Below are 11,466 nucleotides of genomic sequence, written 5' to 3'. Positions count from 1 at the left end.
CGGTGGTGGCCACGGCGCGGGCGTCGTCGGGCCCGCCCACTCCGGCGCCGCTCCACGGGGGCAGCGCCAGCGCGAGGCCGGCCACCTGCCCGGGGTGCTCCGCGGCCCAGGTGAGCCCGACGAGCGCCCCGAGGGAGACGCCCGCCACCAGCACCGGGCCCCGCCGCGCCGCCGCGTCGAGCGCCGCGCGGTAGCCCCGCACCACCCCGCCCGGGGTGGGGTCGACGAAGCGGCCGGCCACCCCGGCGGCGTCGAGCGCGGGACCGAACGCGGCGCGGGCGAAGCGGCCGTCGGACCCGGTCCCCGGGAGCACCACCGCACCCCCCGGCGCCGGCGCGGCGGGCCCTGTCGTGGACGTCACGCGGGTCACTCGAGCATCTCCCTCCCAGGTGTGCCCAACCGGGTCGTGCGGCGCTACTGTGGCGGGGCTCAACCGGACCGTCGCACGACGGCCCGGGTGGCCCGAGGAACACCCACCCCGGTACTCGACGCGCACAGGAGCGCCCCATGGCCAGCACCGCTGCCGGCTACTTCAGTCGCCTCAAGCGACGCCTCACCACCGACGTCACCGACCTCGACGCGGACGAGATGTCCCGGGCCGCGGAGGCCGAGGGCGCGCAGCGGGCGTGCGACTGCTCGCGTGGCGAGGAGGTCACCGTGCTGGGCCGGCTGCGCAGCGTCGAGGTCTGCCCCCGGGCGTCGGCCGCGACGCTGGAGGCCGAGCTGTTCGACGGCACCGACGGGGTGACGCTGGTGTGGATCGGTCGGCGCCGCATCCCCGGCATCGAGCCCGGGCGCACCGTGCGGGTCAAGGGCCGGATGGCCGAGCGCGACGGCCGCAAGGTGCTCTACAACCCGTACTACGAGCTGCAGTCCAGCTCCTGACGGATTCGTCGCGCCCCCCCGGGCCACCTGGCACCCTGGAGCCGTGACCCGAGCCGAGCCGCCCGCGCGAACCCTGCTCGACCAGCTCGGCGGCCTCAGCGGCCTGGCGTTCTCGTCCGTGCCGGTGCTGGTGTTCGTCGTGGCCAACACCCTCGGCGGGCTGACGGTGGCCATCTGGTCGGCCCTCGGGGCCGCGGCGCTGGTCGCGGTGTGGCGGCTCGCGCGCCGGGAGGCGGTGCAGCCGGCGGTCTCGGGCGTCCTCGGCGTCGCCGTCGCCGCGTTCATCGCCCACCGCACGGGCTCGGCCAAGGGCTTCTTCCTCCTCGGCATCTGGACCTCGCTGCTCTACGCCGGGGTCTTCCTCACCTCCGCGGTGGTCCGCCGCCCGCTGGTCGGGGTGATCTGGTCGCTGCTCAACGGCCACGGCCAGGGCTGGCGCGCGCACCCCGGCGCGGTGCGGGCCTACGACGTGGCCACGCTGGGCTGGACCGCGGTGTTCGCCGCCCGCTTCGTCGTGCAGCAGCTGCTCTACGGCGCGGACCAGACCGGCTGGCTCGCCGCGGCCCGGCTGGCCATGGGCTGGCCGCTGACCGCCGTCGCGCTGCTGCTCACCGCGTGGGCGGTGCGGCGGGCCGACGCGGTCATCGCCGCCGCGGCGGCCGCGGGGGAGGAGGTCGACGACGAGGTGTCCGCCCGCGAGGAGGCCGCCGCCCGGCAGGCCACCGCGCACCCCGACCCCGCGCGGGACCACCCCGGGGCCTGACGGCCCGGCTCAGCGGCGCAGCGCCGTCCGGATCTGGTCCTCGGTGTCGGGGGAGGCGACGAACAGCAGCTCGTCGCCCGCCTCGAGGGAGTCGTCGCCCTGCGGGACGATGACGCGGCCGCCGCGCAGGATGGTGACCAGGGCCGCGTCGCGGGGCAGCTCGATCGAGCGCACCGGCGACCCCGCCAGCGGGGTGTCGGCGGGCAGCGTGATCTCGACCAGGTTGGCCTGGCCCTGCCGCAGCGTCATCAGCCGCACCAGGTCGCCCACCGAGACGGCCTCCTCGACCATCGCGGCGAGCATCCGCGGCGTGGACACGGCCACGTCGACGCCCCAGGACTCGGTGAACAGCCACTCGTTGCGGGGGTTGTTCACCCGGGCGACGACGCGCCGCACCGCGAACTCCGTCTTGGCGAGCAGGCTGACCACGAGGTTGGCCTTGTCGTCCCCGGTGGCCGCGATGACGACCTCGCAGCCCTCCAGGCCGGCCTCCTCGAGCGAGGCGAGCTCGCAGGCGTCGGCGTTGACCCACTCCGCCTCGGGCACCGAGCTGCCGTCGATGTTGCTGAGGTCGCGCTCGATGAGCATGACCTCGTGGGCGTTCTCCAGCAGCTCGCGGGCGATGGACCGCCCCACGGCGCCGGCCCCGGCGATGGCGACTCTCAACGGATCTCCCGGTCCTCGGCGGTCCTGCGGCTGGTCACGGCTGGGTCGGTCACGGCGGGGGCGCTCACTCCGGCGGCGGGCGCTCGCCACGGGCGGCGGCCTCGGCGACGGTCCCGGACACGGCGGCGAGGTAGACCTCGTCGTCGGCCTGCACCACGGTGCGCTTGTCGGGCAGCACGCCCACGCCGAAGCGGACGATGAACGCGACCCGCGCCCCCACCGCCTCCTCCAGCTCGGGCACGCGCCGGCCCGCCCACTCCTCGTGCAGGTCGACGAGGAACACCGCCACGGTGCCCGAGGGGTCGCGCCACGCGGTGGACGTGCCGTCGTGCATCAGCGAGCGCAGGAAGCGGTCCGTCGTCCACGGGACGGTGGCCACGGTGGGGATGCCGAGCCGCTCGTAGACCGCGGCCCGCTTGGCGTCGTAGATGCGGGCGACGACCCGCTCCACGCCGAAGTTCTCCCGCGCCACGCGCGCCGCGATGATGTTGGAGTTGTCGCCCGAGGAGACGGCGGCGAAGGCCCCGGCCCGCTCGATGCCGGCCTGCAGCAGCACCTCGCGGTCGAAGCCCATCCCGGTGACCTGGTGCCCGGCGAACTCCGGTCCCAGCCGGCGGAAGGCCGTCGGGTCGCGGTCCACGACGGCCACGTCGTGGCCCAGCCGCTCCAGCCCCGCGGCGAGCGAGGAGCCCACCCGGCCGCATCCCATCACCACGACGTGCACGACAGCTGACCTCCGGGGACCTCGGGGCCGGTCGGTGCCGGCACGGCGCACGCTACCGCCCGCGAGCGGCGCTGCACCCGCCGCGTCGCACCCCGCCGACGCGGCCGGGGCGACGGGCTGCCGCGGGGCCGCTGCGAGCGCCTACGCTCCGTCCTCGTGGCCTCGACCTCGACCGCGCTCAAGCGGCTCCTGCTGGGCAGGCCGTTCCGGAGCGACAGCCTCGGGCACACCCTGCTGCCCAAGCGCATCGCGCTGCCCGTGTTCGCCTCCGACGCCATGTCCTCGGTCGCCTACGCGCCCGAGGAGATCTTCCTGGTCCTCTCCGTCGCCGGGGTCTCGGCCTACGTCTACGCCCCGTGGATCGGCATCGCCGTCGTCGCGGTGATGGTGGTCGTGGTGGCCAGCTACCGGCAGAACGTGCACGCCTACCCGTCCGGCGGCGGCGACTACGAGGTCGCCACCACCAACCTCGGGCCCACGGCCGGGCTGACCGTGGGCAGCGCGCTGATGGTCGACTACGTCCTCACCGTGGCCGTGTCGATCTCCTCCGCGGCGTCCAACATCGGCTCGGCGGTGCCGTTCGTCGGGACCCACAAGGTCCTGTTCGCCGTGGTCGCCATCGTGCTGCTGACCTCGGTGAACCTGCGTGGGATCCGCGAGTCCGGCACGGCGTTCGCGATCCCCACCTACGCCTTCATGGTCGGCATCTTCCTCATGCTGGTCTGGGGCCTGACCCAGGTCTTCGTGCTGGGCCGCGACGTCCGCGCCGAGTCGGCCGGGTTCGAGCTGACCGCGGAGAACGACAGCCTGGCCGGGCTGGCGTTCGTGTTCCTCATCGCCCGCGGCTTCTCCTCGGGCTGTGCCGCGCTGACCGGAGTGGAGGCCATCAGCAACGGGGTGCCCGCCTTCCGCAAGCCGAAGTCGCGCAACGCCGCCACCACCCTGCTGCTGCTGGGCAGCATCGCGGTGACGCTGTTCATGGGGCTGATCGTGCTGGCCCAGGCCACCGGGGTGAAGTCGGCCGACGACCCGGCCACCCAGCTCGTCGGCGCCCCCGCGGGCTACGAGCAGAAGACGCTCATCGCGCAGGTCGCGGAGGCGGTGTTCCGGGGCTTCCCGCTCGGCTTCTACTTCATCGCCGTGGTCACCGCCCTGATCCTGGTGCTGGCCGCGAACACGGCGTTCAACGGCTTCCCGGTGCTCGGGTCGATCCTGGCCCAGGACCGTTTTCTGCCGCGGCAGCTGCACACCCGCGGCGACCGGCTCGCCTTCAGCAACGGCATCCTGTTCCTCTCCGGCGGCGCCATCGCCTTCGTCGTCGCGTTCGGCGCCGAGGTCACCCAGCTCATCCAGCTCTACATCGTCGGGGTGTTCGTCTCGTTCACGTTGAGCCAGACGGGGATGGTCCGGCACTGGACCCGGCTGCTGCGCGACGAGACCGACCCGGCGGCGCGCGCCCGGATGGTGCGCTCCCGGGTCATCAACGGCATCGGCCTGGCCATGACCGGCACCGTGCTCGTCATCGTGCTCATCACCAAGTTCCTCGCCGGGGCGTGGATCGCCATCGTCGCGATGGGCCTGATCTTCGGGCTCATGCGCCTGATCCGGCGGCACTACGACGGGGTCAGCGACGAGCTCGCCGCCCACGAGTGGGACGGGGTGCTGCCCAGCCGCAACCACTCCATCGTCCTCGTCTCCAAGATCCACATGCCGACGATGCGGGCGCTGGCTTACGCCCGGGTCACCCGGCCCGACGTGCTCGAGGCGGTGACGGTCAACGTCGACGACGCCGACACCCGGGCGCTGGTCCGGGAGTGGGAGAGCCGCGACATCCCCGTCCCGCTCAAGGTCGTCGAGTCGCCCTACCGCGAGGTGACCAAGCCGGTGCTCGACTACGTCAAGCGGGTGCGCAAGGACTCCCCGCGCGACGTGGTCACCGTGTTCATCCCGGAGTACGTGGTGGGCCACTGGTGGGAGCAGCTGCTGCACAACCAGTCGGCGCTGCGGCTCAAGACCCGGCTGCTGTTCCAGCCCGGCGTCATGGTGACGAGCGTGCCGTGGCAGCTGAGCTCCGCCCAGGGTGCGTCGCGCCACGAGCACCCGACCCAGGCCCCGGGGGCCAGCCGGCGCGGCTTCGTCCCCCTCGGCGGTGCGGGCACGCCCCCGCCGCCCGACCCGGGCACGGTGGCCACGGCACCGCCCGAGCCCACCCCCGGCCCGCGGACGTGACGGGCGGCGGCGCGACCGGCTGGACCGGGCAGCGTCTCGAGCTCGAGCTCGGCCCGCCCGGGCACGGTGGTTTCTGCGTGGCCCGCAGCGAGGGCCGCGTGGTGTTCGTCCGCCACGGCCTGCCCGGCGAGCGCGTCGTCGCCCTGGTCACCGAGGACCGGGGCGGCTCGTTCTGCCGCGCCGACACCGTCGAGGTGCTCACCGCATCCCCGGACCGCGTGGTGCCGCCCTGCCCGCACGCGGGGCCGCTCGCGTGCGGGGGGTGCGACTGGCAGCACGCCACGCTGCCCGCCCAGCGCCTGCTCAAGGCCCAGGTGGTGGCCGAGCAGCTGCGCCGCCTCGGCGGCACCGACCACACCGCGGCCGACGTCGTCGTCGAGGAGGTCCCCGGTGGGGACGCGCGCGGGCTGGGCTGGCGCACCCGGCTGCGCCTGGCGGTGGGGCCCGACGGCCGCACCGGGCTGCACCGGCACCGCAGCCACGTGCTCGAGCCGGTGGAGCACTGCCCGCAGGCCGTGCCCGGGGCCACGGAGGGCCTGGCCGGGCTGGGGGCGGCCCCGGGCACGGAGCTGGCGGTCGCGGTGGACGCCGACGGAACCCGCCACGTGACCGCGCTGACCACCCCGCCGCGGCGCGGGCGCTCCCGCCCGGCTCCTACCCGCAGCCGCGTGCTCGCGGGCGCGGAGCAGGGCGTGCAGCGGGCCGCGGGCCGGGAGTTCGCGGTCCCCGTCACCGGCTTCTGGCAGGGCCACACCGGGGCCGCGCAGCGCTACGCCGAGGTCGTCGCCGAGCTCGCCGCCGCCCCCGTCGGCGGCACCGCGTGGGACCTCTACGGCGGCGTCGGCCTGTTCGCCGCCGTGCTGGCCGAGCAGGTCGGCCCGACGGGGTCGGTGACCACCGTGGAGGGCTCGCGGGCGGCCACCGGCCCGGCCGCCGACGCGCTGGCCGACCTCGGGCAGGTCGACGTCGTGACCAGCCCGGTGGAGCGTGCGCTGCCGGGGCTGCCCACCCCCGTCGACGTCGTGGTGCTCGACCCGCCGCGCAGCGGGGCGGGCCGGGCGGTGCTCGCCGCGACGTGCGCCGCCGGGCCCGAGCGGGTGGTGCTCGTGTCCTGCGACCCGGCCGCGCTGGGCCGCGACGTGGGGCTGCTGCGCGAGGGTGGCTACCGGCTGGTGCGGCTGCGGGCGTTCGACGCGTTCCCGCAGACCCAGCACGTGGAGTGCATCGCGCTGTTCGTCCCCGACGCGGCCTAGGCCGGGGCCGGGCTCGTCCAGCGGACGGGCCCCCGCGGCGGGCACGATCGCAGCGGCGTCACCCGGCCGGGGGCGCACCCCGTCCGTGGAGAGGGACCGACCGTGATCACGCTCGGCATCATCCTGCTGCTGCTCGGCATCTTCCTGACGTTCCACCCGCTGGCGTGGATCGGCCTCGTCGTCGTCCTGGTCGGGGTGGGGCTGGCGCTGCTCGGCCGCTCCGGGCGGCCCGTCCTGGGCCGGGCGCACTGGTACTGACGCACCGCGGCCGGGCGGCCCGGGCCGCGTCCGGGCGGCTCAGTCCGTGGTGAGCGAGGCCAGGTAGCGCCGGGCGACCCCGCGCTGGGCCAGCCGGCCCAGCGGGCCCGCGAGCCGGGCCGCCGCCCACGCCGGCCGGGACCACGCCTGCACCCGGCCCGTCACGGTGCCGTCGGCGCCCAGCGAGACGGTGAAGCGCTCCACCCCCTGCTCCGGGTGGCCGGCCAGGGTGGCGTAGCTGAACCCGGAGGTGCGCTCGCCAGAGACGACCTCGGTGACGCGGCACCCTGCCCACGACCGCAGCGGGCCCACCCCGACGCCGAGCAGGACGGTCGTGCCCTCCTCGTCGGCGCGGCCGTCGGAGCGCACCCGGAAGCCGACCGAGCGCTGCAGGTGCCACGTCGCGACCCGCTCCGCGGCGCGGTGGAACGCGGCCTCGCCGTGACCCACCGGACGGGTGACGTCGAGCACGTGGGCGCGCGGCGGCACGGCCTGCGGGGGCTGGGCGGCGGCACGGGCGAGGCGGTCGGTCACGGTGCCAGGGGAGCACCGCCCCGCGCTGCGCGCGAGTCGGGCCCGGGGCACCCTCACCTAGACTCGGGCACCGGACGAGGTGCCCCGGGGCACCGGCCCGGGCCCTGCCGCACCGGGCGGCGCCGGCAGCGTGACGACGACGAGCGGAGGACCGTGGCGACGACGAGCCTGCTGGCCGGGGTCAGCTCCCCGGCGGACCTGCGCGCGCTGGACGAGGCGGAGACCCTCGCCCTGGCCGCCGAGATCCGTGAGTTCCTCGTGCAGAAGGTCTCGGCGACGGGCGGGCACCTCGGGCCCAACCTCGGGGTGGTCGAGCTCACCCTCGCGGTGCACCGCGTGTTCGACTCGCCCACCGACGCCGTGGTGTTCGACACCGGCCACCAGGCCTACGTCCACAAGATCGTCACCGGCCGCCGCGACCAGTTCGACTCCCTGCGCGCGCAGGGCGGGCTGTCCGGCTACCCCTCGCGCGCGGAGAGCGAGCACGACTGGGTCGAGTCCAGCCACGCCTCCGCGGCGCTGTCCTACTCCGACGGGCTGGCCAAGGCGTTCGCCCTGAACGGCGGGCACCGCCACGTCGTGGCCGTGGTGGGCGACGGCGCGCTCACCGGCGGGATGTGCTGGGAGGCGCTGAACAACATCGCCGCGGGCCGGGACCGTCCCGTGGTCGTGGTGGTCAACGACAACGGCCGCTCCTACTCGCCCACCATCGGCGGGCTCGCCGACCACCTCGCCGCACTGCGGCTGCAGCCCGGCTACGAGCGCGTGCTGGCCACCGGCCGCAAGCACCTGCAGGGCCTCCCCGTCGTCGGCCCGGCCGCCTACTCGGTGCTGCACGGGGTCAAGGCGGGCCTCAAGGACGCCATGGCGCCGCAGGCCATGTTCACCGACCTCGGCATCAAGTACCTGGGCCCGGTCGACGGGCACGACCAGGGCGCGATGGAGGCGGCGCTGCGCCGGGCCAAGGACTTCGGCGGACCGGTGATCGTGCACGCCGTGACCCGCAAGGGGATGGGCTACCCGCCTGCCGAGAACGACGAGGCCGACCAGATGCACGCCACCGGCATCATCGACCCCGTCACCGGTGTGCCGCTGTCCGCCCCCGGGCCGGACTGGACCTCGGTGTTCTCCGCCGAGCTCGTCGCGCAGGGCGCCCGCCGGCCGGAGGTGGTAGCCATCACCGCGGCCATGCCGGGCCCCACGGGCCTGGTGCCGTTCGCCGAGGCGTTCCCGGACCGCTTCTTCGACGTCGGCATCGCCGAGCAGCACGCGCTGGCCTCGGCGGGCGGGCTCGCCCTGGGCGGCATGCACCCCGTCGTCGCGCTGTACGCGACGTTCCTCAACCGCGCGTTCGACCAGCTGCTCATGGACGTGGCCCTGCTGCGCCAGCCGGTGACGCTGGTGCTCGACCGTGCGGGCATCACCGGCTCCGACGGGGCGAGCCACAACGGGATGTGGGACCTGTCGGTGCTCGGCATCGTCCCGGGCATCCGGGTGGCCGCCCCGCGCGACGCCGCCCGGCTGCGCGAGGAGCTCGACGAGGCGCTCGACATCACCGACGGCCCGACCGCGCTGCGCTGGCCCAAGGGCTCGGTCGAGGAGGACGTGACCGAGCTCGAGCGGCTCCCCGGCGGCGTCGACGTGCTGCGCCGCCCCGCCGCGGGGGAGGACCCCGACGTGCTGCTGGTCTCCGTCGGGGCCTTCGCGCCGCTGGCGCTGGCCGTCGCGGACGGCCTGGCCCAGCAGGGCATCGGCGTCACCGTCGTCGACCCCCGGTGGGTGCTGCCCGTGCCGGCCGAGGTGGTCGACCTGGCCCGCGGGCACGGCCTGGTGATCACGCTGGAGGACGGCGGGGTGCACGGCGGCATCGGCTCCTCGGTGTCCGCGGCGCTGCGGGCGGCCGGGGTCGACGTCCCCGCCCGCGACCTGGGCGTGCCCCAGGAGTTCCTCGACCACGGCTCGCGCGGGCAGGTGCTCAGCCGGGTCGGCCTCACCTCCCAGGACCTGGCGCGCAAGGTCACGGGCTGGGTGGCGGGCATGGCCCCCGCCGACGGCTCCGCCGACTCCGCCGACCTCCCCCGCGAGGCCTGACCCGACTCCTCCCCGCCTCGCTCGCCCGTCGCCCCGTCGCGGCAGGCGCACTCTGCGGTGTCGGGGGACGGTCTGGGCCACGGCGGGCGCACTGTCCGGTGTGAGGGACGCCCGTGGGGCCGCGGCGGGCGCACTCTGCGGTGTCGGCGCGTGGTGGCGGCCGCGGCGGGCCGCGCCGGAGTCGTGGCACTGTGGAGGGCGTGCGCATCCTGGTCGTCGAGGACGAAGAACCCCTGGCCGACGCCATCGCCCGCGGTCTGCGCCGCGAGGGCATGGCCGTCGACGTCGCGCTGGACGGGGACAGCGGGCACGAGAAGGCCACCATCACCCGCTACGACGTGGTGGTGCTCGACCGCGACCTTCCCGGCATGTCCGGCGACGAGCTCTGCCGCGAGCTGACCTCGGCCGACGACCTCACCCGCATCCTCATGCTCACGGCGAGCACCACCGTCGACGACCGCGTCGCCGGGCTCTCCCTCGGCGCCGACGACTACCTCACCAAGCCGTTCGCGTTCCCCGAGCTCGTCGCCCGGGTCCGGGCCCTGGCCCGCCGCGCCACCCCGGCCGTCCCCGCCACGCTGCGGGCCGGCGACCTCGTGCTCGACCCGTCGCGGCGCACCGTGGCCCGCGGCCCGGAGCGGGTCGACCTCACCCGCAAGGAGTTCGGCGTCCTGGAGGTGCTCATGTCCGCCGCCGGGGCCGTCGTCAGCAGCGAGGAGCTGCTCGAGCGGGTGTGGGACGAGAACGCGGACCCGTTCACCACGACCGTGCGGGTGACGGTGATGACGCTGCGCAAGAAGCTGGGCGAGCCGCAGGTGGTGGAGACCGTCGTCGGGTCCGGCTACCGCGTGCCCGCGGCCGGCTGAGCGCAGCACCGACCGGAGCAGGGACCCACCCGTGGGCTTGAGGCTGCGGCTCACGCTGCTCACCGGCGTGGTGGCCGCCGCGGTGAGCACGGTCCTGCTCGCGCTGGGCTGGGTCCTGGCCGGCCGGCTCACCACGGTCGCGCCCGGGACCGACGCCGGCACGGGCGTCGTCGTCGACGGGGTGCTCACCAGCGTCGCCGTGCTCACCGACACCGTGCGCGAGCAGGCCCAGGCAGACGTGCTGCGCCGCGGCGTCGTCGCCGTCGTCCTCGTCGTGGCCGCCGCGGTGCTGCTGGCCTGGGTCCTCACCGGGCGCGCGCTGCGCCCGCTGCGCCGCGTCACCGCCACCGCGCGGCGGCTCTCGCAGGAGCACCTCGACGAGCGCATCGACCTCGACGGCCCGCACGACGAGGTGCGCGACCTCGCCGACACCGTCGACGCCATGCTCGACCGGCTGCAGGCCGCGTTCGCGGTGCAGCAGCGCTTCGTCGCCGACGCCAGCCACGAGCTGCGCACCCCGCTGGCAATCATGCGCACCGAGGTCGACGTCACCCTCGCCGACCCGCACGCCGACGTCGCCGAGCTGCGCCGGATGGGGGAGGTGCTGCGCAGCGCGACCGACCGCGCCGAGGCCATGGTCGACGGCCTGCTGGTGGTGGCCCGGACCGCCGCGACCGGCCTGGCCCAGCGGGAGCGCGTGGACGTGGCGGGCCTCGTCGGCCCGGCCCTGGCCGCGGTAGCGGGAGAGGCGCGCGAGCGCGGGCTCGACGTGCGCACGCGGCTGCACCCGCTCGTGGTGGACGGGGACCCGGCCCTGCTCGAGCGCGTCGTCGGCAACCTCGTCGAGAACGCCGTGCGGCACAACGTCCCCGGGGGCTGGGTCGACGTCGCCTGCGGGACGGAGCTGGTGGTCAGCTCCTCGGGTGCGGAGCTCGACCCCGCCGCCGTGCCCGAGCTGTTCGAGCCGTTCCGCCGCGGCGGGCCCGCCCGCACCGCGCACCGCGGCTCCGGCCTCGGGCTCGCGGTGGTCGCGGCCGTGGTCACCGCGCACGGGGGCCGGGTCAGCGCGCGCGCCGTGCCCGGGGGCGGCCTGGCCGTGACGGTCTCCCTGCCCGCCGCGGCGGGGTGAGCCCGCGTCCCCCGGAGGGATGACTGTGCTTCGTATACAGGAGGTCCCGACCCGACTAGGCTCCGGTC

Annotated in this window: 12 protein-coding genes; 8 read left to right on the top strand and 4 right to left on the bottom strand. The window is 75.8% G+C overall.

Annotation, left to right across the window (positions count from 1 at the left end; all coding sequences use genetic code 11):
• Positions 1-361: alpha/beta fold hydrolase (locus ACYVOF_RS01050; protein WP_460863467.1), on the bottom strand; the 361-nt coding region annotated here is incomplete at its 3' end.
• 146 nt (positions 362-507) lie between these two features.
• Between ACYVOF_RS01050 and ACYVOF_RS01045 the strand changes: the two genes are divergently transcribed.
• Both ACYVOF_RS01045 and ACYVOF_RS01040 read left to right on the top strand, forming a co-directional pair.
• Positions 508-885, top strand: coding sequence for an OB-fold nucleic acid binding domain-containing protein (locus ACYVOF_RS01045; RefSeq protein WP_460863465.1), 378 nt, complete (start codon positions 508-510; stop codon positions 883-885).
• A 43-nt stretch (positions 886-928) separates the two neighbouring features.
• Positions 929-1,648 carry a DUF3159 domain-containing protein gene (locus tag ACYVOF_RS01040; protein ID WP_460863463.1) on the top strand — a complete coding sequence of 240 codons (720 nt, stop codon included), beginning with the start codon at positions 929-931 and terminating at the stop codon, positions 1,646-1,648.
• A 9-nt stretch (positions 1,649-1,657) separates the two neighbouring features.
• Here the strand turns inward: ACYVOF_RS01040 and ACYVOF_RS01035 are convergent, their stop codons facing one another.
• Together ACYVOF_RS01035 and ACYVOF_RS01030 are read right to left on the bottom strand one after the other, a co-directional pair.
• On the bottom strand, positions 1,658-2,314 hold the full coding sequence (locus tag ACYVOF_RS01035; protein ID WP_460863461.1) for a potassium channel family protein: 657 nt from the start codon (positions 2,312-2,314) through the stop codon (positions 1,658-1,660).
• 64 nt (positions 2,315-2,378) lie between these two features.
• The gene (locus ACYVOF_RS01030) at positions 2,379-3,038 is read right to left on the bottom strand and encodes a potassium channel family protein (protein ID WP_460863459.1); all 660 of its coding nucleotides are present in this window, start codon (positions 3,036-3,038) and stop codon (positions 2,379-2,381) included.
• A gap of 156 nt (positions 3,039-3,194) precedes the next feature.
• Here ACYVOF_RS01030 and ACYVOF_RS01025 point away from each other — a divergent pair, with 156 nt between their 5' ends.
• From ACYVOF_RS01025 to ACYVOF_RS01015, 3 genes are all read left to right on the top strand, one after another.
• Positions 3,195-5,267: an APC family permease gene (locus ACYVOF_RS01025; protein ID WP_460863458.1), complete on the top strand. Its 2,073-nt coding sequence runs from the start codon at positions 3,195-3,197 to the stop codon at positions 5,265-5,267.
• Between the two features lie 77 nt (positions 5,268-5,344).
• On the top strand, positions 5,345-6,520 hold the full coding sequence (locus tag ACYVOF_RS01020; RefSeq protein WP_460863456.1) for a class I SAM-dependent RNA methyltransferase: 1,176 nt from the start codon (positions 5,345-5,347) through the stop codon (positions 6,518-6,520).
• Positions 6,521-6,622: 102 nt separating this feature from the next.
• Positions 6,623-6,778, top strand: coding sequence for a hypothetical protein (locus ACYVOF_RS01015; protein WP_460863454.1), 156 nt, complete (start codon positions 6,623-6,625; stop codon positions 6,776-6,778).
• 39 nt (positions 6,779-6,817) lie between these two features.
• Here ACYVOF_RS01015 and ACYVOF_RS01010 read toward each other — a convergent pair whose 3' ends face one another.
• Complete coding sequence (locus tag ACYVOF_RS01010) at positions 6,818-7,312, bottom strand: DUF1990 family protein (RefSeq protein ID WP_460863452.1); 495 nt, start codon at positions 7,310-7,312, stop codon at positions 6,818-6,820.
• Positions 7,313-7,480: 168 nt separating this feature from the next.
• Between ACYVOF_RS01010 and dxs the strand changes: the two genes are divergently transcribed.
• The 3 genes from dxs (at position 7,481) to ACYVOF_RS00995 (ending at position 11,398) form a co-directional block, all read left to right on the top strand.
• The gene (dxs, locus tag ACYVOF_RS01005) at positions 7,481-9,403 is read left to right on the top strand and encodes a 1-deoxy-D-xylulose-5-phosphate synthase (RefSeq protein WP_460863485.1); all 1,923 of its coding nucleotides are present in this window, start codon (positions 7,481-7,483) and stop codon (positions 9,401-9,403) included.
• A 200-nt stretch (positions 9,404-9,603) separates the two neighbouring features.
• A complete protein-coding gene (locus ACYVOF_RS01000) occupies positions 9,604-10,269 on the top strand; it encodes a response regulator transcription factor (protein ID WP_460863450.1) in 666 nt (221 codons plus the stop codon).
• A 31-nt stretch (positions 10,270-10,300) separates the two neighbouring features.
• Positions 10,301-11,398: a sensor histidine kinase gene (locus ACYVOF_RS00995; protein ID WP_460863449.1), complete on the top strand. Its 1,098-nt coding sequence runs from the start codon at positions 10,301-10,303 to the stop codon at positions 11,396-11,398.
• The last annotated feature ends 68 nt before the right edge of the window (positions 11,399-11,466 follow it).

This window comes from Rhodococcus aerolatus (genome assembly GCF_054783215.1).
This window is presented reverse-complemented; position numbering and strand designations above follow the sequence as displayed.

Coding starts and splice junctions, on each gene's coding strand:
- ACYVOF_RS01045 (WP_460863465.1), top strand. CDS start 508: ATGGCCAGCACCGCTGCCGGCTACTTCAGTCGCCTCAAGCGACGCCTC.